This window comes from Paralimibaculum aggregatum (genome assembly GCF_030270585.1).
GTDB classification, from domain to species: domain Bacteria; phylum Pseudomonadota; class Alphaproteobacteria; order Rhodobacterales; family Rhodobacteraceae; genus Thermohalobaculum; species Thermohalobaculum aggregatum.
Map to the genome: position 1 here is coordinate 150,730 of NZ_BSYI01000003.1, position 25,351 is coordinate 176,080.

The 25,351-nt window shown below is 73.2% G+C and carries 21 protein-coding genes and 1 riboswitch; of the genes, 12 read left to right on the forward strand and 9 right to left on the reverse strand.

Annotated features, from left to right (window positions below; all coding sequences use genetic code 11):
* The 4 genes from QSJ97_RS02910 to QSJ97_RS02925 are packed head-to-tail and all read right to left on the reverse strand — an operon-like array spanning position 1 to position 4,442.
* A complete protein-coding gene (locus QSJ97_RS02910) occupies positions 1–1,476 on the reverse strand; it encodes an oligosaccharide flippase family protein (RefSeq protein ID WP_285670042.1) in 1,476 nt (491 codons plus the stop codon).
* Complete coding sequence (locus QSJ97_RS02915) at positions 1,473–2,663, reverse strand: glycosyltransferase (protein WP_285670043.1); 1,191 nt, start codon at positions 2,661–2,663, stop codon at positions 1,473–1,475. The genes QSJ97_RS02910 and QSJ97_RS02915 overlap by 4 nt, the downstream gene beginning before the upstream one ends.
* Positions 2,664–2,700: 37 nt before the next feature.
* Entirely contained in the window at positions 2,701–3,543 is an 843-nt protein-coding gene (locus QSJ97_RS02920) for a metal ABC transporter permease (protein ID WP_285670115.1), read from the reverse strand.
* An 11-nt stretch (positions 3,544–3,554) separates the two neighbouring features.
* Entirely contained in the window at positions 3,555–4,442 is an 888-nt protein-coding gene (locus QSJ97_RS02925) for a metal ABC transporter ATP-binding protein (protein WP_285670044.1), read from the reverse strand.
* A 100-nt stretch (positions 4,443–4,542) separates the two neighbouring features.
* Here QSJ97_RS02925 and QSJ97_RS02930 point away from each other — a divergent pair, with 100 nt between their 5' ends.
* The 5 genes from QSJ97_RS02930 (at position 4,543) to QSJ97_RS02950 (ending at position 10,484) form a co-directional block, all read left to right on the forward strand.
* Positions 4,543–5,607 (forward strand): zinc ABC transporter substrate-binding protein, encoded by a 1,065-nt coding sequence (locus QSJ97_RS02930; RefSeq protein ID WP_285670045.1) that lies wholly within the window; start codon positions 4,543–4,545, stop codon positions 5,605–5,607.
* A 1,087-nt stretch (positions 5,608–6,694) separates the two neighbouring features.
* Positions 6,695–8,053 carry an oxygen-independent coproporphyrinogen III oxidase gene (gene hemN / locus QSJ97_RS02935; RefSeq protein ID WP_285670046.1) on the forward strand — a complete coding sequence of 453 codons (1,359 nt, stop codon included), beginning with the start codon at positions 6,695–6,697 and terminating at the stop codon, positions 8,051–8,053.
* A 70-nt stretch (positions 8,054–8,123) separates the two neighbouring features.
* On the forward strand, positions 8,124–8,810 hold the full coding sequence (locus QSJ97_RS02940) for a hypothetical protein (protein ID WP_285670047.1): 687 nt from the start codon (positions 8,124–8,126) through the stop codon (positions 8,808–8,810).
* Positions 8,811–9,045: 235 nt separating this feature from the next.
* On the forward strand, positions 9,046–10,215 hold the full coding sequence (locus QSJ97_RS02945; RefSeq protein WP_285670048.1) for a ParA family protein: 1,170 nt from the start codon (positions 9,046–9,048) through the stop codon (positions 10,213–10,215).
* Complete coding sequence (locus QSJ97_RS02950) at positions 10,212–10,484, forward strand: hypothetical protein (protein ID WP_285670049.1); 273 nt, start codon at positions 10,212–10,214, stop codon at positions 10,482–10,484. The genes QSJ97_RS02945 and QSJ97_RS02950 overlap by 4 nt, the downstream gene beginning before the upstream one ends.
* A gap of 177 nt (positions 10,485–10,661) precedes the next feature.
* Here the strand turns inward: QSJ97_RS02950 and QSJ97_RS02955 are convergent, their stop codons facing one another.
* Positions 10,662–11,339: an HAD-IA family hydrolase gene (locus QSJ97_RS02955; RefSeq protein ID WP_285670050.1), complete on the reverse strand. Its 678-nt coding sequence runs from the start codon at positions 11,337–11,339 to the stop codon at positions 10,662–10,664.
* 143 nt (positions 11,340–11,482) lie between these two features.
* Here QSJ97_RS02955 and glmU point away from each other — a divergent pair, with 143 nt between their 5' ends.
* The 3 genes from glmU to QSJ97_RS02970 all read left to right on the forward strand — a co-directional run bounded on the left by glmU (position 11,483) and on the right by QSJ97_RS02970 (position 15,713).
* On the forward strand, positions 11,483–12,880 hold the full coding sequence (gene glmU, locus QSJ97_RS02960) for a bifunctional UDP-N-acetylglucosamine diphosphorylase/glucosamine-1-phosphate N-acetyltransferase GlmU (protein ID WP_285670116.1): 1,398 nt from the start codon (positions 11,483–11,485) through the stop codon (positions 12,878–12,880).
* Between the two features lie 26 nt (positions 12,881–12,906).
* Positions 12,907–14,730 carry a glutamine--fructose-6-phosphate transaminase (isomerizing) gene (gene glmS, locus QSJ97_RS02965; RefSeq protein WP_285670051.1) on the forward strand — a complete coding sequence of 608 codons (1,824 nt, stop codon included), beginning with the start codon at positions 12,907–12,909 and terminating at the stop codon, positions 14,728–14,730.
* A gap of 131 nt (positions 14,731–14,861) precedes the next feature.
* Positions 14,862–15,713, forward strand: a complete 852-nt coding sequence (locus QSJ97_RS02970) for a hypothetical protein (RefSeq protein WP_285670052.1) — start codon at positions 14,862–14,864, stop codon at positions 15,711–15,713.
* 120 nt (positions 15,714–15,833) lie between these two features.
* Here QSJ97_RS02970 and QSJ97_RS02975 read toward each other — a convergent pair whose 3' ends face one another.
* Together QSJ97_RS02975 and QSJ97_RS02980 are read right to left on the reverse strand one after the other, a co-directional pair.
* Entirely contained in the window at positions 15,834–16,514 is a 681-nt protein-coding gene (locus QSJ97_RS02975; RefSeq protein ID WP_285670053.1) for an SOUL family heme-binding protein, read from the reverse strand.
* Between the two features lie 68 nt (positions 16,515–16,582).
* A complete protein-coding gene (locus QSJ97_RS02980; protein ID WP_352231048.1) occupies positions 16,583–17,524 on the reverse strand; it encodes a LysR family transcriptional regulator in 942 nt (313 codons plus the stop codon).
* 93 nt (positions 17,525–17,617) lie between these two features.
* Here QSJ97_RS02980 and QSJ97_RS02985 point away from each other — a divergent pair, with 93 nt between their 5' ends.
* On the forward strand, positions 17,618–18,199 hold the full coding sequence (locus tag QSJ97_RS02985) for an FMN-dependent NADH-azoreductase (protein ID WP_285670054.1): 582 nt from the start codon (positions 17,618–17,620) through the stop codon (positions 18,197–18,199).
* Positions 18,200–18,260: 61 nt separating this feature from the next.
* Here QSJ97_RS02985 and folE read toward each other — a convergent pair whose 3' ends face one another.
* Positions 18,261–18,896, reverse strand: coding sequence for a GTP cyclohydrolase I FolE (gene folE, locus QSJ97_RS02990; RefSeq protein ID WP_285670055.1), 636 nt, complete (start codon positions 18,894–18,896; stop codon positions 18,261–18,263).
* A 196-nt stretch (positions 18,897–19,092) separates the two neighbouring features.
* Positions 19,093–20,283: an O-succinylhomoserine sulfhydrylase gene (gene metZ, locus QSJ97_RS02995; RefSeq protein WP_285670056.1), complete on the reverse strand. Its 1,191-nt coding sequence runs from the start codon at positions 20,281–20,283 to the stop codon at positions 19,093–19,095.
* A 55-nt stretch (positions 20,284–20,338) separates the two neighbouring features.
* Positions 20,339–20,418, reverse strand: a riboswitch (SAM riboswitch).
* A gap of 188 nt (positions 20,419–20,606) precedes the next feature.
* Here metZ and QSJ97_RS03000 point away from each other — a divergent pair.
* The 3 genes from QSJ97_RS03000 (at position 20,607) to QSJ97_RS03010 (ending at position 25,164) form a co-directional block, all read left to right on the forward strand.
* Positions 20,607–21,317, forward strand: coding sequence for a glutathione S-transferase N-terminal domain-containing protein (locus tag QSJ97_RS03000; protein WP_285670057.1), 711 nt, complete (start codon positions 20,607–20,609; stop codon positions 21,315–21,317).
* 163 nt (positions 21,318–21,480) lie between these two features.
* On the forward strand, positions 21,481–22,203 hold the full coding sequence (locus QSJ97_RS03005) for a tetratricopeptide repeat protein (protein ID WP_285670058.1): 723 nt from the start codon (positions 21,481–21,483) through the stop codon (positions 22,201–22,203).
* 57 nt (positions 22,204–22,260) lie between these two features.
* The gene (locus tag QSJ97_RS03010) at positions 22,261–25,164 is read left to right on the forward strand and encodes a M28 family peptidase (protein WP_285670059.1); all 2,904 of its coding nucleotides are present in this window, start codon (positions 22,261–22,263) and stop codon (positions 25,162–25,164) included.
* Positions 25,165–25,351 lie beyond the last annotated feature (187 nt).

Here is a 25,351-nt window from a genome sequence, read left to right on the forward strand (position 1 = left end):
TCATCCGGCCGCGCCGGCGCCGCGCCGAAGCGCCAGCGCGAGGGCCCGCCGGATCAGGTCGCGGTCGATCAGCGCGAGCAGCACGGCGTAGAGACAGGCGCCCCCCGGCACCAGCAGCGCCAGCGCGGCCGCCTCGCTCCCGGTCAGCGCCTCCGCCGGCCCGGCCAGCAGATGCACGGCAATCCCCATGACCAGCGCCGCGAGCCCCGGCCGCGCCAGCGCCGCGAGCCAGCCGCCGGCGCCGAGGCCGAGCGCCGTCAGCGACAGCCCGGCCATCACGGCGCCCTGCACGATCACCGCCGCGAGATAGCCCCAGGCGGCGCCCTCCGGCCCCCAGCCGGCGCCGATCCAGATCCCCGTCACCATCGCCACCAGCGTCACCGCCTCGCCCGCCATCATCCGGTCCGACCGGCCGAGCGCCATCAGCGCCGCGCCGACCATGCCGAGCGCCCCCTTGACCGCACCGGCAAGCGCCATCACCGGCAGCAGCGCGGCCACCGGAGACCAGTCCCACCCGGCGCCGCGGCCGAGCATCACCGCGACCAGCGGATCGGCCAGCGCCGCCATGCCGGCATAGACCGGGAAGGCCGCCGCCGCCAGCACCCGGCTGCCGAGGGTATAGGCCGCCGCCATTCCCGCCCGGTCGGCGCCATAGCGCGCGAACACCGGGAACATCGCTGCCGCCGACCCCCAGGCCAGCAGCTGCAGCGGCATCATCGCGAGGTTGCGCCCCTGGTGATAGAGCCCGAGCCCGGCCGCGCCGAGCCGTGCGCCGAGCACCGCCCGGTCGATCTGCAGGCTCGCCATGCCGAGGATCTGCGCGCCGAGCAGGCTGCGGCTGTAGGGCCAGATCCGCGCGATTTCCGCCCGGTCGATCCGGAACCGCGGCCGGAACCCCGCCGCCGCCAGCAGGAGGCCGGCGCGCAGCGGATACTGGACGACCAGCAGCATCACCAGCGCCGTCGCCCCGTGGCCGGCCCAGGCCAGCGCCAGCGAGACCGCCGTGGCGATCGCCTGCGCGGCGGTGTCGCAGAGCGCGATCCGGCCGAAGCGCTGCGCCCGCTGCAGCAGCGACCAGGGCACCGCGGCCATCGCGCCGGCCGGGATCATCACCGCGGCCAGCAGGATCAGCGGCGCGGCGCGGGGCTCGTCATAGACCGCGGCGAGCGGCCCGGCGGCGAGCGCCACCGCCGCCGCAAGCGCGAGGCCGACGCCGGCCTGCAGCCAGAACACGCTCGCGGCCAGCGGCGCCAGATCGGCGGTATCGCGCGTCTCGCGCACCAGCGCGCTCGACATCCCCATATCGGTGAAGTTGCCGACCATGAAGGCCACCGCCCAGGCCATCGCCGCGAGCCCCACCGCCTCGGGCGGCACCAGGCGGGCGACGATCACCAGATGCCCGAGGCGCAGCGCCAGCCCCGCCAGCGCCGCGCCGTTGAGCAGGAGCGCGCCGCGCAGGCCGGGCGAGCTGGTCACGCGGCGCCCCGGCGAGCCGCGGCGCCGGCCGGGCGTTCGGCGAGAAAGCGTTCGAGCACGCCCCGGAAGGCGGCGCAGAACCGCTCCGGCGTGAACAGCGGCGCCCGCGCCGCCAGCGCCGCCAGCAGCCGCTCGCGCAGCGCGTCGTCCGCCAGCGCGCGGGCCATCTTCCCGGCCGCCTCGTCGGGCGTGCGGAACAGCAGTTCCGGCGCGCGGCCGAGGATCTCCACCTGCCCGCCGCTGTCATGGGCGAAGGTCAGGCAGCCGGCCCGCAGCATCTCGGCCACGGCGATGCCGAAATGCTCGTCCTCCTTGGCATGGATGCCGATCTTCGAGGCGGCCATCAGCGCGCAGAGCGCATCGCGCGGCAGATCGAAATGCAGCTCGATCCAGGGATGCTCGGCGGCCGCCCGTTCCACCATCATGCGGGCCGGCGCGACGGTGTCGAGCGTGCCGGCGATGCGCAGGCGGAAGCCCGGATGGCGCTCGCGCAGCGCGGCCACCGCCGCGATGATCCGGTCGAGCCGCTTGTCGTCGGCGATCCGGCCGACACAGATCGCCGCGTCGTCGCGCGCCGCCCAGGGCCGCCGGGGAAAGTCTCCCGGCACCGGCGGATACAGCGTTTCGGGCAACCGGCCGTAGATGCGGCCGAAGCGTTCGGCGGTCCAGTCGGAATTGGCCAGCGTCAGGTTCGCCGACATGCGCGCGATCTCGAAGCCCGAGACCAGCCGCCAGGGACGCCAGCGCTGGCCCCGGCGCAGGCGCGGCGGCATGCCCTCGACATGGATCTCGCCGAGATGGGGATAGTGGATGTACTGCACCCCGCGCCCGCCCATGTCGCGCTCGTTGGAGCAGCTCAGCAGGATGTCGTAGGCCGGCCCCATCCGGCGGGCGATGCGTTCGAGCAGCGCCATGCGCTGGATGCTGAAGGGGTCCGGGTCGAGCGCGTCCAGCGCATCGCCGAACGCGCGGAGGCCGGGGGAGGGGCGCAGGACGCGGATACCGGCGGCGGCGAGATCGGTGCCGGCGAAGGCGTCGAGCGACGCGAAGTCGGGCCGCGACCAGCTCAGCAGGGTCGGCTCGGCCCAGCCGCGCAGCGCCTGCAGCATCCACAGCCCGACGATCTGCCCGCCCCCCATGCGGGGAAACAGGGGCTCGAGAAACAGAACCCGCGGACCTTCGCTCATACCCACCCGACGCTTGCCTCGGGGATTGTGTCGCGCGTCAGCCCTCGCCGCGCAAGCCCTCGCCGCGGCCGGTGCCGATGCGCCCGGCGACGATCGCCCAGATGCCGGCCCCGATCGCGCTCAGCAGGAACAGCCCGGCGGCCACGCTCACGATGGTCGGGCCGGTCGGCGTGTCCCAGCGGAACGAGGCCCAGAGCCCGGCCAGCGCCGCCAGCGCCCCGATCAGCGCCGCCGCCGCCGCCATCGCCTCCGGCGTGCGCACCAGCGGCCGCGCCGCGGCGGCCGGCACGATCAGCATCGCGGTGATCAGCAGCGCCCCGACCACCTTGAGCGCCACCGCCACCACCACCGCGATCATCAGCGTCAGCCCGATGCGCTCGGCGCGCGGGTCGATGCCGCCGGCATGGGCGAGGTCGGGGCTCAGCGTGGCGGTCAGCAGCGGCGCCCAGCGCCAGGCGAGCACCGCCAGAACCGCCGCGCCGCCGCCCCAGATCGCCGCCAGGTCGGCGCGGGTGACGGCAAGGATCTCGCCGAAGAGATAGGCCTCGAGATCGAGCCCCCGTGGCGCGATCAGCGCCACCGCGACGAGCCCCGCCGCCAGCGCCGCATGGGCCGCGACGCCGAGCGCCGTGTCCATCGCCAGGCGCCGCCCCGAGAGCGCGCTCACCGCGAAGGCCATGGCCGTCGCCGCCGCGAGCACGCCGAGGGTGATGGATATCTCGAGCGCCAGCGCCAGCGCCACGCCGAGCAGCGCGGCATGGGCGGTGGCGTCGCCGAAATAGGCCATCCGCCGCCACACCACGAAACAGCCGAGCGGCCCCGCCGCCAGCGCCACGCCGAGCCCGGCGAGCGCCGCGCGCACGAGGAAATCGTCGAGCAGTGGGGCGAGGCTCACGGCGTCTCCTCCGGCGCCGCGGCCCGCGACCGGGGCGCCTCGCGCGCATGGTCGTGTGCATGGTCGTGCGTGTGGTCATGCCCGTGATCGTGCGCATGGTCGTGCCCGTGGTCATGGGCATGGCGATAGAGCGCCAGCGCCCCCGCGGTGCCGAGGCCGAACAGCGCGCGGTATTCCGGCGCCGAGGAGACCACCGCGGGGGTGCCCTCGCAGCAGATATGGCCGTTGACGCAGATCACCCGGTCGGAGGCGCTCATCACCACATGCAGGTCGTGGCTCACCATCACCACCGCGCAGCCGAGTCGTGCCCGGATATCGGCGATCAGCCGGTAGAACTGCGCCGTGCCGGGCTGGTCGAGCGCCTGGGTCGGCTCGTCGAGCAGTAGCACCTCCGGCCGGCCGAGCAGCGCCCGCGCCAGCAGCACCCGCTGGAACTGCCCGCCGGAGAGCTCGGTCAGCTGGCGCCGGCCGAGGGCGCCGAGCCCCACTTCCGCGAGCGCCGCAGCCTTGTCGGCGCGCGGGCGGCGCACCGGCAGCGAGAGGAAACGGTCGACCGTCAGCGGCATGGTGGCATCGATCGCGAGGCGCTGGGGCACATAGCCGAGGCGCAGCCCCGGCCGCCGCCAGACCGTGCCGCGCGCCGGGCGCACCGCGCCGATCAGCGTGCGCAGCAGCGTCGACTTGCCCGATCCGTTGGGGCCGAGCACCGTCAGGATCTCCCCCGGCGCGACGGCGAGATCGACCCCGTGCAGCACCGGCCGCCCGCCGAGCGCCACCGTGACGCCGGCGAGCCGGATCAGCGCCTCCGCCGCGGGCGGATCCGTGGAGGGCGGCGCGTGCAGGTGGATCTCGGCGGCGGCAGCGGGATTCGGAGAGGGTGGCATACGGGTACTCGTTGCATTGTGATGATATAACATTTACTGGGTTCTTCTGCCGCGGGCAATGCCCCCCCGCGGCCTGCATGTGCACCAGCCGGAGGTCCCGATGATCGCTGCCGCCCGCCGCCCTCGCCTTGCCATCCTCGCCGCTGCCGCGACCGTCCTCGCGGCGCAGGCCGCGGCGGCCGGCCCGCCGCGGGTCGTCACCGACATCCCGCCGGTGCACAGCCTTGTCTCCCAGGTCACCGCAGGGATTGCCGAGCCGGTGCAGATCATGCCCGCGAATGCCTCGCCCCATGCCCATTCAATGCGGCCCTCCGAGGCGGCGGCGCTGGCCGATGCGGATCTCGTGGTCTGGATCGGGCCAGAGCTCACGCCCTGGCTCGACCGGGCGACCGGCGCGCTCGCCGGCACCGCCGCGCGGCTCACGCTGCTCGAGGTCGAGGGCACCCGCTTGCTACCGGTCGATCCGGAGGCCCACGACCACGCGCATTTCGGCGGCGAAGCGGGCGATGACGACGATGACGGCCACGAGCATGACGAGCATGACGAGCATGACGAGCATGACGGCGAGGGCCATGACCACGAGGATGACGAGCACGGCCACGACGATGATCACGGCGATGACCACGGCGACGACCATCACGACCATGGCGACGGCGCCGACCCCCATGCCTGGCTCGACCCGGACAATGCCCGTGTCTGGCTCGGTGCCATCGCCGGCCGGCTTGCCGAGCTCGACCCGGAGAATGCCGCCGCCTATCGCCGCAATGCCGCCGAGGCGCAGGCCCGCCTCGCCGCGGATGCCGCATCCCTCGAGGCCCGCCTCGCGCCGCTGCGCGGCCGGCCCTACATCCTGTTCCACGACGCGTACCGCTATTTCGAGACGCGGTTCGACCTGCCGGCGGCCGGCACCATCGCGCTGAGCGATGCCGCCGCGCCGGGGGCGGCGCGCCTCGCGGCGCTGCGCGAGCGGGTGCGGGAGCTGGGCGCGGTCTGCATCTTCTCCGAGCCGCAGCTCTCCGACCGGCTGATCGGCACCGTTGCCGAGGGCAGCGAGGCGCGCTTCGGCCGGCTCGATCCGCTCGGTGCAGAGCTTGCGCCTGGGCCGGGTCTCTATGGTGCGGTGCTCGAAGGGATGGCGACGGCACTCGAGGACTGCCTCGGCTGAGCCGGGCCGGCCATCCTCCGGCCGCAGGGACCGGGCGGAGGATGGTCATGCGCCGCCGCAACCGCCGGGCCGGGCGCGTCGGATGGTAACCAGGGCTGCGGAGGGCACTTCGCCGGAGCAGTCTTGCGAGGTCCGGCCGTGTCGCGAGCCCTTCCATGCCGGACGCCCGAGCGCAGTGCCAAAGCCCATGTCCCCGCAGCCGGGGGTCTGCCGCTCGCCTTATCCGTCCGCGAAAGCTCCTTCGCCTACATAGCTGCCGCTTGGCAGCGCCGGTCGCCTCGTACTTTGAGGCTGCCGGCTCAGAAGGTCTGCACCGGCCTCGGTCGTCCGACGGGTAACCCGGGCCTGTTGGTGCTCGTCGCCCGCGCGCCAGGCGGCCAGGCGAGGCTACCCCGCATCGGCGCTGTACCGAATGGGCTCGCTCCGGATGGCGGTGCGAATCCTGCCCGCGCGTCGCTCTTCTCCGGGCTGCCTGGCCACCCGGACATCGCACGGCACGGGCTGACGCGGCGCGAAACGACCGGCTGCCCGGTGCAAACCTGCGCGCGCTGCGGCTCGACGTGGCAATCGCGGCACTGCCTGCGGCTGTGGAGTCTTCCTTTCGCGCGTTCCGACTCCGTCTGCCGGGTCCGGAAATCGCGCGGCAGGGCGATTCGCCGCCCACGGGTTGGCGCCGCCGCCCCCGCCGCACTTCGCCGTGTTCCCTCGGCGGATGGCCGGCGATGTGCATCTTCGGCGCGCGGTGCAGGCGGCACGGGAGCTCGGAGTTGGCCGCGTCGCTGGCGATTCATCGCGGCATCACGCGGTCGGAGGGGGATGTTGCTCGCGCCCGAGCTTGCCGGGGAGGCGGCCATCGTGCGCCCGTTCGCCGATCGGCAGGACGGGTTGCAGACGGCGCAGATGCATGGCTGGCCACCGGCGCTCAAGGCAGCGGTGGCGGTGAGGCGGCCGCCGGCAGGCATGCATCCCGCCTTGGCCGGCATGGGCGCCGGTGCGTGTGCGGACCGGCGCGCGGCCGGCCAGCAAAGCCCCCGCGGGCTTGATCCCGATCAAGGACGGCCCCCCGGCGCGCGCCTAGAACGGCGGCATGGACCAGGCTGTTCTCAGATGCGCGCAGGCCCGCGCGCCCCGCTACACGAGCTATCCCACCGCGGCGCAGTTCGGCCCCGAGGTAGGCTCGGATACCGCCGCGGGCTGGCTCTCGGCGATCCCCGAGGGCGAGGCGGTGTCGCTCTATCTCCATGTGCCGTTCTGCGCGCAGATCTGCTGGTACTGCGCCTGCAACATGAAGCTCGGCCGGCGGCCCGAGCCGCTGCTTGCCTATGCCGACGACCTGCGCGCCGAGATCGCGCTGGTGGCGGCGGCGCTGGGCCGGCGGCAGCGGGTGGTGCGGGTGCACTGGGGCGGCGGCACGCCGACCTCGCTCCCCTTCGCCGCCATCGAGGCGATCATGGCGGAGGTTCGCGCGCGCTTCGACCTGGCGCCGGATGCCGAGATCGCCTTCGAGCTCGACCCGCGCAACGTGCCGGAGGGGCTGCCGCGGCGGCTGGCGGCGCTCGGCGTCGGGCGGGTCTCGCTCGGGGTGCAGGAGTTCGACCCGAAGGTGCAGGCGGCGGTCAACCGCATCCAGCCCTACGACATCGTCGCCCGGGTGGTGGAGACGCTGCGCGGCGCTGGGATCGAGGCGATCAATTTCGACCTGATCTACGGGCTTCCGCACCAGAGCGTCGAGACGATCTCCGAGACCATCCGCCTGACCCTCGGCCTCGCGCCGAGCCGCATCGCGCTCTTCGGCTATGCCCATGTACCCTGGATGGCGAAGCGCCAGCGGATGTTGCCGGAGCAGGCGCTGCCGGGGGCCGAGGAGCGCTTTGCCCAGGCCACCCGCGCGGCGGATATGCTGGTGGAGGGGGGCTACCGGCGCATCGGGCTCGACCATTTCGCCCGCCCCGGCGACGGGCTGACCCGTGCCGCCGAGGAAGGCCGGCTGGTGCGCAACTTCCAGGGCTACACCGACGATCCGGTGGAGACCGTGATCGGCATGGGGGCGACCGCGATCTCGGCGCTGCCGGAAGGGTATCACCAGAACATCTCCGAGACCGGCGCCTGGGCGCGGGTGGTGCGCGGGGGGCGGCTGCCGGTGGCCCGCGGCGTCGCGCTGACGCCGGAGGACCGGCTGCGCAGGGCGGTGATCCTCGAGCTGATGTGCGCGATGGAGGTCGATCTCGGCGATCTCTGCGCCGCCCATGGCCGGGCTCCGGGCGCGCTCGATGCCGAGCTGGCGGCCTGCCTCGGCTTCGTCGAAGACGGGCTTGCGCGGATCGAGGACCGGCGGCTCAGCGTCACCGAGCGCGGGCGCCCGGCATTGCGGGTGATCGCCGCGGCCTTCGATGCCCATCTCGCGGCGGCGCAGGCAACCGGGCCGCGCCATGCGGTCGCCGTCTGAGCCTCCGGCGGGCTGACGACGCCCCGGACCTCTGATAGTCTCGCGCCGGATACCGGTGGAGGATGGCGGCATGTGGACACGCGGACTGGCGGTCGGCTCGGCGGCGGCGTTCGGCATGGCGATGCTGATGCCGCAGACGGCCCTGCGCATGGGGCGCGAGGCGGTGGCGCTCGGGCAGTCGGTGAACCGGGCGATGCAGCGCGAGATGCTGCGCGCGGCGGCCGAGGCTGCCGAGGTGATCGAGGACCTGCTGGCGGAGATCCGCGCCGATGCGGCGGCGGCCGAGGGCCGCGGCGCCGGGCAGGGGCCGCTGCCGGAGGTTCTGGCCGGCCGGGCGGTCTCGGGCGGCGCGGCGGTGCAGCCCCAGGCGGCGGATGCGGCGGTGCTGCACCGGGCCGGCGGGCGCCTCAGGCTGCGGTTGCTCGGAGCCGGCGGGCCGGAGGAACTGGCGGCGCTGGCCGCGGCCTTGCGGGCCTTTCCCGGGGTCACGCGGATCGAGATCCGCCCGGCGACGATGTGCCTGGTGCTGCAGGCCGATGCGCCGGCCGGGCAGCTCGCCGCGGCGCTGGAGCGGGCCGGGCTGCTGCGGCTCGCGCCGCTGGCCTTCCGCCACCCCGCGGCGATCGCGACATCGGTGGCGCTGGCGCGGCTCGATCTGCTGATCCGGGCGCGCAGCCGCGGCCAGGCGAACCTCAGAACCGTGCTGGCCATGGTGCTGCGCGCGGTCGACACGATCCGCAGCCGGCAGGGGTTCTGATCCGGCGCCTGCTGCCGGGCGGGCCGGCAATGCCGGGCGAGCGGATCGCGCCGCCGCAGCCTTCGGCTCGCCTGACGGCCCTGCCAGCCCCTGCGCCCGGTCCCGAAGCGGCCGGATGGCGGGGCGGCCGACCCGCTGCGGCCGGCGGGCCGGCATCCGGTCACAGCCGTCTGGCCTCCGCCCGGCGGCGGCGCTAGGCTCGGCGCCCTGACCAGGGGCCGGCGACGGAGGGGGCGTGGACCGGATCGAGCTACTGATGGCGACGCTGACGCCCTCGGCGGTGCTGCTGCTGGTGGCCGTCGCCGGGATCTTCGTGCTGGTGATCGGCTGCATCGCGGTGCTGATCCTCGCGCTGATGCGCCGCTCGGCCGATATCGGCACGCTGAGCGCGAAGCTCGAGGCGGCGGAGGACGAGCTGGAGAGCGTCACCGGCCAGCGCGATGCGGCGGAGGCGGCGCTCGAGCGTTTCGTCACCCTGGCGGACGGTGCCAGCGAGGTCTGGACCCGCACCCCTTTCGAGCCGCCGGACGGCTATGCCGAACGCATGGCCGAGAGCATCCCGATCATCGCCGCGGCCAATCTGAAGGGCGGTGTCGGCAAGACCACGCTGGCGGCCAATCTCGCGGCCTGGTTCGATGCCCGCGGCGAGCGGGTGCTGCTGATCGATCTCGACTACCAGGGCTCGCTGACCGCGATGGCGCTGGGCGGCGATGCGCGGGGGCGGGACTTTGGCGCGCCGGGCGCGCGGACGCTGCTGCGCGGCGAGATGCCGAAGGTCTTCCCGATGGCCGGGGCGGAGAGCAATTCCGGCGTGATCGATGCCTCCTATCCGCTGCTCAACGAGGAGAGCCGGCTGCTGTTCCGCTGGCTGCTGGGGCTGGAGCCCGGCGATGTCCGCTATCGCCTGGCTTCGCTGCTGCTCGCGCCGCGGGTGCAGACGATCTATGACCGGGTGATCATCGACACGCCGCCGCGGGTGACGCTGAGCCTCGTCAACGCGCTCTGCGCGGCGACGCATCTGGTGATCCCGACGCAGCTCAACGGGCTCTCGACGGAGGCGGTGCAGAGCTTCCTGGCAACGCTCGATGCGCTGCGCCCGCGCCCGCTGCCACCGGTGCAGCGCTATCGCATCCTCGGCATGCAGAAGACCTGGTCGACCGAGCGGATGAGCCGGGCGGAACTGGCCGCGGTGGCCGAGATCGACCGGATGCTGGCAATGCGCGGCGAGCCGCCGGGGCTGTTCCTGCGCGACGCCATCCTGCCCAACATGTCGGGCTTCCAGCGCGCCGCGGGGCGCGGGCTGGCCTATCGCACCGAACCCTCGGTGCGCCCGGAGCTCGACCGGCTGGGGGCGCGGATCGGGCGCTTCGCCCCCTCCTTCGCCGAGGAGCTGGAGGAGGAATGAGCGGGGCCGATGCGGCACAGGTGAAGGCCTGGGCGGCGCGGCTCGAGGCCGCCGGGCCGGAGGACGCGCTCGCGGCGCTCGATGCGCTGGCGGCGGACCGGGGGATGCGCAAGGCGGAGCTGCGGGCTCTGGGCGAGCGGCTCACGGGCAGGATGCCCCCGGCGGCGCTGTCGCGGGATGCGCTGCTGGCCGAGCTCGCCCGGCCCTGGCAGGAGGCGCTGGCGGCGCAGGCCAAGGCGGCGGCGTTGAAGTCGCCGGGGGCGATCTGACCGCGCGGGCGCCGTGCTCCCTGTTGTCGATCCGGCATGGTCCTGGCAGGGTGAGCGGTCGGGCTCTCGCGCCGGCCCCCAAGGGCGGGTTTCCCCGCCGAGCCGCCGCACGGCGCAGGACCGGGGGAGCGGCGGGACCGGACCGGCAGTGCCTCCGGCCCGGCGGGCGTTTCGGGCTCAGGCCGGCATCAGCAGCTCCAGTACCTCGGGCGCCTCGCGGTAATGGCCGATCACGTGATCCGGTGCCAGCTCGTCGAGCGGCTCGGCGGCGAAGCCGAAGGCGGTGAGCACCACCGGCGCCCCGGCGGCGCGGGCGGTGTCGAGATCGGTGCGGGTGTCGCCGAGCATCACCGAGCGGGCGGGGTCGGCGCCGATGCGCCGGGCGGTCTCGCGAAAATGCTCCGGGTCGGGCTTGCGCACCGGCAGCGTGTCGGCCCCCAGCACCGCGCCGAAGCGGCCGAGCACGCCGAGCCGGTCGAGCAGGATCAGCGCCAGCCGCTCCGGCTTGTTGGTGCAGATGCCGACGCGCCAGCCCGCCGCCACCAGTGCGTCGAGGCAGGCCTCGACGCCGTCGAAGAGGCGGGTCTCCTCGGCGATGCGGGTCTCGTAGGCCGCCAGCAGATCGGGATAGAGCGCGTCGGTCAGCGCCCGTTCGTCGGCGCCGTCCGGGTCGCGCCCGGCCAGCACCAGCGAGCGGCGGATCATCTGCCGCCCGCCGCGCCCGGCATAGGGCTTGTCGGCGCCCGGATCGAGCAGCGGCAGCCCGGCCGGCGCCAGCGCCGCATTGGCCGCGGCGAGCAGGTCGCCCGCGGTATCGGCGAGGGTTCCGTCGAGATCGAAGATGGCGCCGCGCATGTCTGCTCCCCTGTCGGCCTGCGTTGACGGCTTCTTAACCATCTTTCGCAATCTTCTGAAACACGAACTGAAGGCGCGCGGCGCCGCGGCGGCTTTGCAGCCGCGAGGCCCGGGGATATACGGGCGCCATGATCGAGCAGGACATGACGGCGGCAGGCCGCGGACGGGCGGGCGACGGGACGGAGCGACCGGTCGCGGTGGCGATACTCGCGGCGGGGAAGGGCACGCGCATGCGCTCCTCCCGGCCCAAGGTGCTGCACGAGATCGGCCATGCACCGATGCTCGTCCATGCCATGCGGTCGGCGCTGAGCCTCGCGCCGCGTCGCCTCGCGGTGGTGGTGGGCCATGGCGCCGAGGCGGTGGCGGAGGCGGCGCGGGCGGCGGCGCCCGATGTCGCGGTCTGCCTGCAGGAGAGCCAGCGCGGCACCGGCGATGCGCTGCGTGCCGCGGCGCCGGCGCTGTCGGGCTTCGAGGGGCGGCTGCTGGTGATGTTCGGCGACACGCCCTTCGTGCGGCCGGAGACGCTGGCGGCGATGGCGGCGGCGCTGGAGCGCCACGACCTCGCGGTGCTCGGCTTCGAGGCGGCGGAGCCCGGCCGCTATGGCCGGCTGGTCACCGGGCCGGCGGGGCTCGAACGCATCGTCGAGGCCAAAGATGCGACGCCGGAGGAACTGGCGATCCGGGTCTGCAATTCCGGCGTGATGGCGGGGGATTGCGCGACCATGCTGCGCCTGCTCGGCAGCCTCTCCACCGAGAACGCGCAGGGCGAGTATTACCTCACCGATCTGGTGGGGCTGGCCCGCGGCGAGGGCCGCACGGTCGGCCTCGTGCTCTGCCCGGAGGCGGAGACCCTCGGCATCAACGACCGTGCCGGGCTGGCTGCGGCGGAGGCGGTGTTCCAGGCCGGCGCGCGCGCCGCGGCGATGGCGGCCGGCGCCACGCTGACCGCGCCGGAGACGGTGTTCTTCGCCCATGACACGGTGCTCGCCCCGGATGTGGTGGTGGAGCCCAACGTGGTCTTCGGCCCCGGCGTGCGGGTGGCCGAGGGCGCGCGGATCCGGGCCTTCTCGCATCTCGAGGGCGCGGAGGTGGGCCCCGGCGCCGTCATCGGCCCCTATGCCCGGCTGCGCCCGGGCACCCGACTGGCCGAGGACGTGCGCATCGGCAACTTCGTCGAGGTCAAGAATGCCGAGATAGGCGCGGGCGCCAAGGCCAACCATCTGAGCTATCTCGGCGATGCCACGGTGGGCGCCGGCGCGAACATCGGCGCGGGCACCATCACCTGCAACTATGACGGGGTGAACAAGCACCGCACCGAGATCGGGGCGGGGGCCTTCATCGGCACCAATTCCTCGCTGGTGGCGCCGGTCACTGTGGCGCCGGGGGCCTATGTCGCCACCGCCACCACGGTCACGCGCGACGTGCCGGCGGAGGCGCTGGCCATCGGCCGCGCGCCGCAGCAGAACCGCGAGGGCGCGGCGGCGCGGCTGCGCCAGGTGCTCGCGGCGAGGAAGGCGGCGCGCGCCGCCCGGAAAGATTGACCCGGAAAGATTGAGGGAGAGCCCCCATGTGCGGCATCGTCGGCGTGCTCGGCCAGCTCGAGGTGGCCCCGCGGCTTCTGGATGCGCTGCGGCGCCTCGAGTATCGCGGCTATGACAGCGCTGGGCTGACCACGCTGGAGAACGGCAGGCCCGTGCGCCGGCGCGCGGTCGGCAAGCTCGGCGAGCTGGTGCGGCTGGTGGCGGCGAACCCGGCGCGCGGCACCATCGGCATCGGCCACACGCGCTGGGCGACCCATGGCGCGCCGACGGTGGACAACGCCCACCCCCATGCCGCCGGCCCGGTCCATGTGGTGCACAACGGCATCATCGAGAACTACCGCGAGCTGCGCGCCGAGCTGGCCGGCGAGGGCTTTGCCTGCAGCACCGAGACCGACACCGAGGTGGTCGCCCAGCTCGCCGCGCGCGGCCTCGCCCGCGGCCTCTCGCCGGAGCAGGCGGTGGCCGAGACGCTGTCGCGCATCGAGGGGGCCTTCGCGCTGGCCTTCCTCTTCGAGAATCAGCCGGACCTGATGATCGTCGCGCGTCATGGCAGCCCGCTGGCGATCGGCTGGGGCGAGGACGAGATGTATGTCGGCTCCGACGCGCTGGCGCTGTCGCCGATGACCAGCCGGATCACCTATCTCGAGGAGGGAGATATGGCGGTGCTGACCCGCGCCGGCGCCCGCATCCTCGACCGCGCCGGCAATCCGGTGAGCCGCGAGATCCGCTCGGTCTCGGTCGAGAGCACGCTGGTCGACAAGGGCCGCCACCGGCACTTCATGGCCAAGGAGATCCACGAACAGCCCTCGGCCGTGGGCCGGGTGCTGGCGCGCTATATCGGCGCCGACCGCAGCCGCGTGGTCTCCCCCGCAGAGGCGGTGGACTGGTCGGCGGCGAGCCGGGTGCTGCTGATCGGCTGCGGCACCGCGAGCTTCGCCGCGCATGTCGCGAAATACTGGTTCGAGCAGCTCGCGGGCATTCCCTGCGAGCTCGATATCGCCTCGGAGTTCCGCTACCGCGAGGCGCCGCTCGACGGGCGCGAGGTGGCGATCTTCGTCAGCCAGTCGGGCGAGACGGCGGACACGCTGGCGGCGCTGCGCCATGTCGCGGGCCGGGTGGCGGCGACCCTCGGAATCGTCAACGTCACCGAGAGCTCGATCGCGCGCGAGGTCGACACGGTGCTGCCGATCCTCGCCGGGCCGGAGATCGGCGTGGCCTCGACCAAGGCCTTCACCTGCATGCTGGCGACGCTGGCCACCACCGCGATTCTCGCCGGCCGGGTCCGCCGCCGGCTCGATGCGGCCCGCGAGGCGGCGCTGCTCGGCGAGATGCTCTCGCTGCCGCGGCTGATGGCGGAGACGCTGCGCCTCGAGACCGAGATCGCCGAGGCCGCGGCAGAGATCGCCCCGGCGCGCGACGTGCTCTATCTCGGCCGCGGGCGGCTCTTCCCGATCGCCCTCGAGGGCGCGCTGAAGCTGAAGGAGATCAGCTACATCCATGCCGAGGGCTATGCCAGCGGCGAGCTCAAGCACGGGCCCATCGCGCTGATCGACGATGGCGTGCCGGTGGTCGTCACGGCGCCGTCGGAGCCGCTCTTCTCCAAGACCGTCTCGAACATGCAGGAGGTGCTGGCGCGGGGCGCGCGGGTGGTGCTGCTGACCGATGCGGCCGGGGCGGAGGCGGCGGGCTCGGAAGCCTCGATTCGCATCGTGCTGCCGAACATCGGGCCGGAGATGGCGCCGATCCTCTACTCCCTGCCGGTGCAGCTTCTGGCCTATCACGCGGCGCTGGCGCGGGGCACCGATGTTGACCAGCCGCGCAATCTCGCCAAATCGGTCACCGTGGAGTAGTCTCGGCCGAGGTCGAGCGCCGGGGGCTGAACCCGGCCAGTCTGAGAGGCGGGACGGATATGCGAGAGACACTTTCCTATCGGCGGCGGTTCCTTGCGCACGCGGCCGTTCTGGCCGGAGCGATCGGGCTCATGGGCTGCAATCTGATGCAGGAGGAGGCGCCGCCCCTGGCCGCCACGCCCGACACGATCTCGCTGCGCGAGCCGGGGTGCTACACGGTGGATCTGTTCCGCGAGGTGAAGATCAACCGGACCAAGGGGTTGCCGAAGAAATACGCCGCCTTCCTCGGCGAATGGGGCAACGGGGTGTGGAACGGCAAGTGGTGCCACGACCTGCTGATCCACACCGTGACGGCGGATGGCACGGTGGAGCTGCTCGACATGCACGCGCCGTCGGAGCACTACCGCCAGCCGGCCTCGATCTTCAAGCGCAAGGGCCAGATCCGCGATGACGGGGTGCTCTATTTCGCCCACGGGCTGACCACGCGGCAGTACAAGATCGGCAAGGACGGGTTCCTCTACGGCTATGCCGAGGGCCAGCCCTGGGGCGATGCGCGAATCGTGATGTCGCGGAAGGGTGTGGTGCCGCTGCCAAGGGCGCGGCCGGGGCCGGGCGGGCTGAGCGAGCCCGGCGAGGGCGAGGTCGAGACCGTGCTGGCCGCCGCCGGGCCAGTGCCGAAGCCGCTGCCGGCGGTGGTGGCGCGGCCCGGTTCGACGCCGGCGCTGCCGGTCTCGGGCACCGGAACCAGCGCCGCGGAGCGGGTGGTGCCGGCAAGCTTCACGCCCTCCGGCCCGCCGGTGCCGCCGGCCGGCACGGGCTCGCCGCTCGCACCGGCAAGCGCCGCGCTGCCGCCGCGCTCGCCGGCCTCGGGGCCGGTGCTGGCCGCCGTGCCGAAACCCGCCCCGGCGCCCGCGCCGAAGGAGGAGCCCGGCTTCTTTTCGCGGCTCTTCGGCACCGGCGAGGACGCGAAGCAGTCGGAGTGACCGGGGCCGGCCGTCGCCGGCTGATGCGGCGCCGGGCGGCGGCGCCAGGCTCTCCCGGAGGGCCGGGGGCGGCAGCCGCCGCGCCCGGGGGCAGCCGCGGCGCCGGCGATGCCGGACGGCTCAGGGGGCGAGCGTCACCAGCACCTCGTTGCGGCGCAGGAAGGGCAGGGTCCAGGGCGGGTTGTAGCCCGCCGCCTGCCAGTCGCCTTCATGCGCGAGACCTTCGGCTTCGAGCCAGGCCGTGAGCCGCCCGCGGGCCTCGGCGATGGCGTCATCTGTGAAGAAGCCGGAGAAGCGCAGCGCCGCGACCCGCCGGGCCGGGATCTCGCCGAGGCGCACCGCCGGGTCGCTCGGCCGCGGCGCGGTCTCCGGCGTCGTGCCCTCGGGCAGCACGAAGGCAATGGCCCAGCCCTCGGCCCCCCGGTCGACCAGCACCGGTGCGGTCATCGCGATCTCGGTGCCTTCGGCGCCCTCGGCGGGCGCGGTCAGCACCGGCGCGGTCATGGCGATCTCCGCCGCACCGGAATTGGCGCCGGAGATGTAGTCGAACAGCCGGCCGAAGCCGGTGCGCACCGCGGCGTCATAATCGCCGCCGGCAACCGTCCGCGCGACCGTCACGGCGCCGTAGCTGCGGATCTCCACCGGCGGATCGGCGCGCAGCAGCGCATAGGGCGGCTCCTCCGCCGCGGTGCCGCCGAACACCGAGCAGGCCCCGGTCAGCAGCAGCGCCGGCAGCGCGGCGAGGCGGCGGAGCCAGGGCGGGAAGGGCAGGGCGCACGAATCGGCGGGAAGGCGGGGCATGGCGTCTCCGTTTGCTGGAACAGCCCCGTATACGCGGGCCAGGCCCGGTCGGATCTCCGCCGCCCGTTTCAGGTGAGGCCGAGCTCGCGCTCCCAATGCGGCTCGGCGCCGAAATGCCCGCGCGCCGCCTCGATGAAGGCGCGGGTCTTCGGCGCCACATGGCGGGTGTTGGGATAGACCAGCTGCAGCGCGATGCCGCTCCAGTCGGTCTCCGGCAGGATCACCTCGAGCGCGCCGGCGCGGATCGCCCGTGCCACGATGAAGCTCGGCTTGAGCACCACGCCGAGCCCGGCGATCGCGGCATCGCGCAGCATGTCGCCATTGGTCGCGCGCAGGCGGACATCGAGCTGCACCGCCTGCTCGTTGCCGTCCTCGTCGCGATAGCGCCAGATGTCCGGCCGCGTGCTGCCGGCATAGCAGAGCGCCGGCATGCCGCGCAGCTCCTCCGGCCGCTCGGGCCGGCCATGGGTATCGAGGAAGGCCGGCGCGGCGCAGGCGATCATCCGCATCTCGCAGAGCTTGCGCGCGATCAGCGAGCTGTCGCGCAGCGTGCCGATGCGCAGCGCGACGTCGAACCCCTCGCCGACGAGATCCACCAGCCGGTCGGAGAGGTCGATGTCGAGGGTGAGCTCGGGGTTGGATTTCGCGAAGCTGCAGACCAGCGGCGTCAGATGCGCCAGCCCGAAGCTGAGCGGCGCGGCGAGGCGGAGCTGGCCGCGCAGGCCCTTGCCGCCATCGGCGATCTCGGCCTCGGCCTCCTCGAGATCGGCGAGGATGCGCTGGCAGCGGCGGAAGAACTGCTGGCCCTCCTCGGTGAGGCTCATGCGCCGGGTGGTGCGGCTGACGAGCTGCACGCCGAGCCGGGTCTCGAGCTCCTTCAGACGGCGGCTGACCGCCGAGGGCGCAAGGCTGAGCTGCTCGGCGGCGCGGGTCACGCTGTTCTGCTCGGCCACGTGCACGAAGCAGCGGATGTTCTCCAGACGGTTCAGATCATTCTCTCCCGGGCAAATGTATTTGCGCGAATGCGTCGGTTATTGCGCAATCTGATGCGGTCCATCTCCAGACGCAAGGGCCTCGGCCCGTTGGCAAGAGGAGATGGGACCATGAACATTCTGCGGCTGGATGCGAGCATGCGTCGACAGGGCTCGGTGACGCGGGCGCTGGCCGGCAAGGTGGTGGGGCGGCTCGGCGAGGCGGGCGCGGTGCAGGTGGTCCATCGCGATCTCGCCGACGGGCTGCCGGCGATCGACGAGGCCTGGATCGGGGCCAACTTCACCGCGCCGGAGGAGCGCTCGGCGGCGCAGCGCGCGGCGCTCGGGCTCTCGGACCGGCTGGTGGCGGAGCTGAAGGCGGCGGATGTGCTGGTGATCGGCCTGCCGGTCTACAATTTCGGCATGCCGGCGGCGCTGAAGGCCTGGATCGACCAGATCGCCCGGGCGCGGGTCACCTTCCGCTACACCGAGAACGGGCCGAAGGGCCTGCTCGAGGGCAAGCGGGCGATCGTGGTGATGGCCTCCGGCGGGGTCGAGGCCGGCAGCCCGGCGGATTTCGCCACGCCCTATCTGCGCCATGCGCTGGCCTTCGTCGGCATCACCGAGGTCGAGATCATCTCGGCCGGCGGGCAGAGCCTGCGCGCCGATGCGGTGGAGACCGCCGAGGCGGAGATCGCGGCGCTCGCCGCCTGAGGCCGGGCAGGGCGCGGGCGGTGGCCGGCGCCCCCTCTGTCCGTCCCCATCCGCTGCCGGCTCAGAGCCCGCGGGAGGATGGGTTGCCGATGATGTCCATGAATTCCTTGCGGGTGCGCGGGTCCTTGCGGAAGAGCCCGAGCATCGTCGAGGTCACCATGGTCACCCCCGGCTTGTGCACGCCGCGGGTCGACATGCAGTGATGCTCGCCCTCGAGCACCACCGCCACGCCGCGCGGGCGCAGCACCTCCTCGAGCGTGCTGGCGATCTGCACGGTCATCTTCTCCTGCACCTGCAGGCGCTTGGCGAAGGCATCGACGAGCCGCGCCAGCTTGGAGATGCCGACCACCCGGTCGGTCGGGATATAGCCGACATGGGCGACGCCGATGATCGGCGCGAGGTGGTGCTCGCAATAGCTCTCGAAGCGGATGCCCTTGAGGGTGACCATCTCGTCATAGCCCTCGACCTCCTCGAAGGTGCGCTGCAGCATGCCCTTGGGGTCGTCGTCGTAGCCGCGGAACCAGTCGCGATAGGCCCGCGCCACGCGGCCGGGGGTGTCGCGCAGCCCCTCGCGGTTCGGGTCGTCGCCGGCCCAGCGCAGCAGCGTGCGCACGGCGGCCTCCGCCTCTGCCTCGGTGGGACGATCCTCCGCCGCCTGCGCGACCTGCAGGACATCGGGCTTGTCGATCCGGTTCATGGCAACCTCCGCAGGTTGGGCCTCTTGCCGCCGTGAGCGGTGCTCCGTCCGGCCTTGGCCAGACCTAAGCCGGCGCGGACGGGGCGCAAGCACCCCGGTGCGCGGGGGAGCAATTTTTGCACGGCGTCCGCCCCGCCGTCCATGCTCCGCTGCCGGGCATCGCAGGGTGCGCGCCCGCAGCGGCCGACCGGCCGGCTCAGACCGCGGCCAGCGCCCGGTCGAGATCGCGGCGCAGATCCTCCGGGTCCTCGAGCCCGACCGAGAGCCGCACCAGCCCGTCGGAGATGCCGAGCGCCGCGCGGGCCTCCGCCGAGAGGCGCTGATGCGTCGTCGTGGTCGGATGGGTGATCAGGCTCTTCGCGTCGCCGAGATTGTTGGAGATGCGGATCAGCTCGAGTCCGTTGAGGAAGCGGAAGGCGCCGGCCTGCCCGCCCTCGATCTCGAAGGAGATCACCTGGCCCGGCCGCTCCATCTGCACGCCGACGAGGTTGTGCTGCGGGTGGCTCGGCAAGCCGGGATAGAGCACCCGCTCGATCCCCCGCGATGCCGCGAGATGGGAAGCCACCGCCTCGGCCGCGTCGGTCTGGGCGGCGACGCGCAGCGGCATCGTCTCCAGCCCCTTCAGCATCACCCAGGCGTTGAACGGCGAGAGCGCCGGCCCGGTATGCTTGACATAGGGCTCCACCTCGTCGCGGATGAAGGCGTTGCCGCCGAGGATCACGCCGCCGAGGCAGCGGCCCTGGCCGTCGATGTGCTTGGTGGCGGAATAGACCACCACATCCGCGCCCCAGGCGATCGGGCGCTGATACATCGGGGTGGCGAAGACGTTGTCGACCACCAGCCTGGCGCCGACCGAATGGGCGATCTCGGCCACCGCCGCGATGTCGATGATCTCCAGCGTCGGGTTCGAGGGGGTCTCGAGGAAGCAGACCCGGGTCTCCTCTCGCATCGCGGTGCGCCACTGGTCGAGATCGGTGCCGTCGACCAGCGTCACGTCGATGCCGAAGCGCGGGCACAGCGTCTCGACGATGTAGAGGCAGGAGCCGAACAGCGCCCGCGCCGCCACCACATGGTCTCCGGCGCGGAGCTGGCACATCAGCGCGGCATGCACGGCGGCCATGCCGCTGGCGGTGGCGAAGGCCGCCTCGGCGCCCTCGAGCGCGGCGATCCGGTCCTCGAACATCGCGACCGTCGGGTTGCCGTAGCGGGCATAGATGAAGCTCTCCTCGCCGGCCGGCAGCTCGCCCTTGAAGCGGGCCTCGGCAGCCTCGGCATCTGGATAGACGAAGCCCTGCGTGAGGTAGATCGCCTCGGAGGTCTCGCCGTAGTGGCTGCGCCGCGTGCCGGCGTGGACCATGCGGGTGCGCTGGGAATACTGTTCGGTCATCGCATTTCCGGGGGGTCTGCCCCGGCCTCCTTGTACGGGACCGGGTCCGGGAGCGCCGGAGCGCTCCACGACCTCTTTAGCGGATTTTTTTACGTGGCCCGCAATCCGGTCCGACAAATCGCCACGTCGATCCCGGTTATTCGCTTGCACCGGCGCGGTCAAGCCCGGATCGGCGGCGGGCCGGTTTGCGCGCTCAAAGCTCCGTTGCGGAGGGCCGCAGGGCTTGCGCGCGGGCGGGCATGGCCCAACTCTCTGCGAAGCGGCGAGGGGCGGACGGGCTGCCCGGCGCGCGGACAGCATCACGGACGAGGAAGGAGGCCCCCATGGCCAAGCCGATCGAGCTTCACTACTGGCCCACCCCGAACGGGTGGAAGATCTCCATCGCCCTCGAGGAGATGGGCCTGCCCTATGACGTGAAATACGTGAACATCGGCAAGGGCGAGCAGTTCGAGCCCGGCTTCCTCGCCATCGCGCCCAACAACCGGATGCCGGCGATCATCGACCCCGAGGGGCCGGACGGCGAGCCGGTCTCGATCTTCGAATCCGGGGCGATCCTGCAGTATCTCGGCCGCAAGTCCGGCAAGTTCTACGGCAGCTCGGAGCGCGAGCGCATCGAGATCGACCAGTGGCTGTTCTGGCAGATGGCCGGCGTCGGCCCCAATGCCGGGCAGGTGCACCATTTCCGCAACTATGCCGACGAGAAGGTGGAATACGCCACCACCCGCTTCATCAACGAGGTGAACCGGCTCTACGGCGTGCTCGACACCCGGCTGAAGGACCGCGACTTCATCGCCGGGGACTATTCCATCGCCGACATGGCCACCTGGCCCTGGGTGCAGGGCTGGGAGCGCCAGGGGCAGGACATCGCCGAGTTCCCGCACATGAAGGCCTGGCTCGATCGCTGCTGGGAGCGCCCGGCGGTGCAGACCGGCCGCAAGCTCGGCGAGGAGCGGCGCATGGACCTCGCCACCGATGCCGAGGCCAAGAAGGTGCTCTTCGGCCAGCGCGCCCGCCCCGCCGCCGCCGCCAGCTGATCGCCCGGTCCTGCGCCCGGCGGCATCGCGCGCCGCCGGGGCCTGCCGGCCCCCCGTTTCGTCCACTTGCGGCATCAAGGCTTGCGTGCAGCCCGCAGGTTTGGCATCCGCTTGGGGCGCGGCGCGTTCTGGCGCCGCGGGGAAGAGACAGGAGCGGAGACCAATGCGTGCCATCAGGGGAGCTGCCGTCATCGCCCTCGCCGCCGGCGCGGTGCTCGCCGCACCCGCGGCCCGGTCCCAGGGGACAGCGGAGCATCAGAGCTTTGTCGACGGCTGCATCCAGGAGGCGGACGTCTTCCTGCGGATCGAGAGCTGCACCCGCGTCATCAAGGGCGGCGAGCTGACCGGGGGCGCACTGGCCTGGGCCTTCAACAACCGCGGCCTGGCCTATGAGCAGGTGAAGCGGCCCGAGCGCGCGCTCGGCGACTACAACACCGCCCTCGTGCTCGATCCGAACTATGCCGTGGGCTTCAACAACCGCGGCAACGTGCGCGCCGCGATGGGCGATCTCGAGGGCGCCGTGGCCGATCACACCCGCGCCATCGAGCTCGACCCGGACTATTCCCACGCCTTCTACAACCGCGGCGCCGATTTCGAGGAACTGGGCGATGCCGAGGCGGCGCTGCGCGACTATGACCGCGCGCTGGCGGCGGACCCGGAATACACCCTCGCCCGCGTCAGCCGCGCCGCGGTGAATTGCGGGCTCGGCAACATCGACGCCACGGTCGAGGACCAGCTCGCGCTGCTCGAGCTCGGCCACTACACGCCGAAGCAGATGCAGGAATATCTCAAGGATCGCGGGTTCTACTCGAGCCGGATCGACGGCATCTTCGGCCGCGGCTCGCGCGCCGCCCTGCGGCGATGGGCGGAGGCCAAGTGCCCCTGACCCGGGCGGCACCGCGCCCTATCTGCCAGTGAGACCCCGGCAGAGGAGAGGTTCCGCATGATCCGCCACCTGCTCGCAGCCGCCTGGCTCGGCGCCGCGCTCGCCCCCGCCGCCCTGGCCGGGAGCCCGATCGGCGCGCCGCGCCAGCTCACCTTCGAGGGCGCCCGCGCGGGCGAGGGCTATTTCTCCGCCGATGGCCGCGCGATGATCTTCCAGAGCGAGCGCGAGCCCGGCAACCCGTTCTACCAGATCTACCGGATGGATCTCGAGACCGGCGACATCCGCCGCCTCTCGCCCGGCCATGGCAAGACCACCTGCGGCTGGCTGCACCCGGACGGCCGCCGCGCGCTCTTCGCCTCGACGCAGGCCGATCCCGCGGCGCGGGCCAAGATGCAGGCGGAGCGCGAGTTCCGCGCCTCCGGCCAGACCCGGCGCTATGCCTGGGACTACGACCCCGCCTTCGACCTCACCGAGTTCGACATGGCGAGCGGCACCTACACCGCGCTGGCCCCGGCCGAGGGCTATGACGCCGAGGGCGCCTATTCGCCGGACGGCGGCAGGATCGTCTTCGCCTCCAACCGCCATGCCTACGCCGGCACGCTGGCCCCGGAGGCCGCGGCGCGGCTCGAGCACGATCCGTCCTACTTCATGGATCTCTACGTGATGAACGCCGATGGCACGGGGCTGCGCCGGCTCACCGACACCCCGGGCTATGACGGCGGGCCGTTCTGGAGCGCCGATGGCAGCCGCATCACCTGGCGCCGCTTCGCGCCGGACGGCGCCACGGCGGAGGTCTTCACCATGGCCGCGGACGGCAGCGATGCGCGCCAGGTCACCCATCTCGGCGCGATGTCCTGGGCGCCGTTCTTCCATCCCTCGGGGGAGTACATCGTCTTCGCCTCCAACCTCGAGGGCTTCGGCAATTTCGAGCTCTATCTCGTCGATGCGGCGGGCCGGCGCGAGCCGGTGCGGATCACCGAGCGGGAGGGCTTCGACGGGCTCGCCAGCTTCTCGCCGGACGGGGCGACGATCGCCTGGACCTCCAACGCCACGCCGGCGCGCCGGAGCCAGATATTCCTCGCGCCCTGGGACCATGCCGCCGCCCGCACCGCGCTTGCCGCGGCGCCGCTGCGCGGCGGTGCCGAGGCCGCCGTGCCGCGCCCGGAGATGGACACGACCGACCCGGCGATCACGGAGGCCGATCTCGGCCGCCATCTGCGCGCGCTGGCCTCCGAGGCCATGGCAGGCCGGCTGACCGGCACCCCCGGAGAGGCCATGGCGGCGGACTATGTCGCCGCGGCCTTCGCGGCGCTCGGCCTCGAGGGCGCGGGCGATGGCGGCGGCTTCACCCAGAGCTTCGGCTTCACCGCCGGCGTCGCCCTCGGCCCCGGCAACGCGCTCGAGATCACCGCCGGCGGGGCCCGCCTCGCGCCGGAGATCGACCGCGGCTGGCGCCCGCTCGCATTCTCCGAGAGCGGCCCCGCCGCGGCGCGGGAGGCGGTCTTCGCCGGCTACGGGCTGGTCGCCCCGGCCGGCGCCGATCAGCCGGCGCATGACAGCTATGGCGAGATCGACCCGTCCGGCAAATGGGTGGTGATCTGGCGCGGGCTGCCGGGCGCGGTGCGCCCCGAGCGGCGCACCTGGCTCGCCCGCTTCGCCGATCTGCGCTACCGCGTGGCGGTCGCGAAGTCGCGCGGGGCCGCCGGGGTGATCCTGGCACCGCCGCCGCGGCTCAGCCTCGATACCGCGCTGCCGCGGCTTGCCTTCGAGGCGCGCTCCGGGCGCTCCGGCCTGCCGGTGCTGGCGCTGGCCCGCGGCCCGGCAGAGGCGCTGCAGGCGGGGCTCGCGCCGGGCACGGCGGAGGCGGTCGATGCCGGCGAGCCCCGGCCGCAGGCGCTGGGCGGCGTCGAGGTCGCGGCGCGGATCGATCTCGTCCGCGAGGCCCATACCGGGCGCAACGTGCTGGCCCGCCTCGATCTCGACGGGCTGCCCGCCGGCGAGGGCCGCCCGCCGGTGCTGATCGGCGCGCATCTCGACCATCTCGGCCGGGGTGAGACATCGGGCTCGCTGGCCCGTCCGGAGGAGCGGAACGAGATCCACTACGGCGCCGACGACAATGCCTCCGGCGTCGCCGCGCTGATCGAGATCGCGCAGCATCTCGCCGCCGAGCGCGCATCGGACCGGCTACAGGCCGCGCGCGACGTGGTGTTCGCCGCCTGGTCGGGCGAGGAGCTGGGGCTGCTCGGCTCGGCCCATTTCGTCGAGGCGGCGCAGCAGGCAGCCGGGACGGAGAGCCTGGCCGACAGCGTTTCCGCCTATGTCAATCTCGACATGGTGGGCCGGCTGCGCGACCGGCTGGCGGTGCAGGGGCTCGGCTCCTCCCCGGTCTGGGCACGGGAGATCGAGCGGCGCAACGCGGTGGTCGGCCTGCCGGTCGCCACCGCCGAGGACACCTATCTGCCGACGGATGCGACCTCGCTCTACCTCGCCGAGGTGCCGATCCTGGCGCTCTTCACCGGAGCGCATGCGGAGTATCACACGCCGCGCGACCGGGTCGAGACGATCAATCTCGCGGGGCTGAAGGACATCGCCCGGTTCGCCGCGCTGGTGGTGCGCGGCCGGGCGATGGATGCCGAGGAGCCCGCCTATGTGGCGGTGGCGCGGCCGCGCGGCCAGGGCGGGCGGCGCAGCGGCGGCGTGTTCCTCGGCACGATCCCGGACTATACCGGCGGCGACCGCACCGGCGTGCCGATCTCCGGCGTGGTCACGGGCGGTCCCGCGGCGGCGGCAGGGCTGGCGGGGGGCGACGTGATCCTCGCGATCGCCGGTGCGGACCTGGCCAACATATACGATCTGGTGACCGCGCTCGACGGGTTGAAGGCGGGCGAGACGGTGCCGATCGTGGTGGAACGCGGCGGCCGGCGGCTCGAGCTCGAGATCACGCCGGCGCTGCGCGACTGAGCCCCGCCGGGCCGGACCTCGGAGCGGCACCTGCCCCGCCCACCCACCCGCAGGCGCCGCCCCGAGGTCCGGCCCGGCGGGGGCGGATCGATGCAGGTTCGGACAAGCGGCGTGGCCCGGCGCCTCCCTTGGGTGGGCCGCGATGCCGCTTCAGCCGCCGCGACGGTGCAGGGGTGGGGGAGGTGGC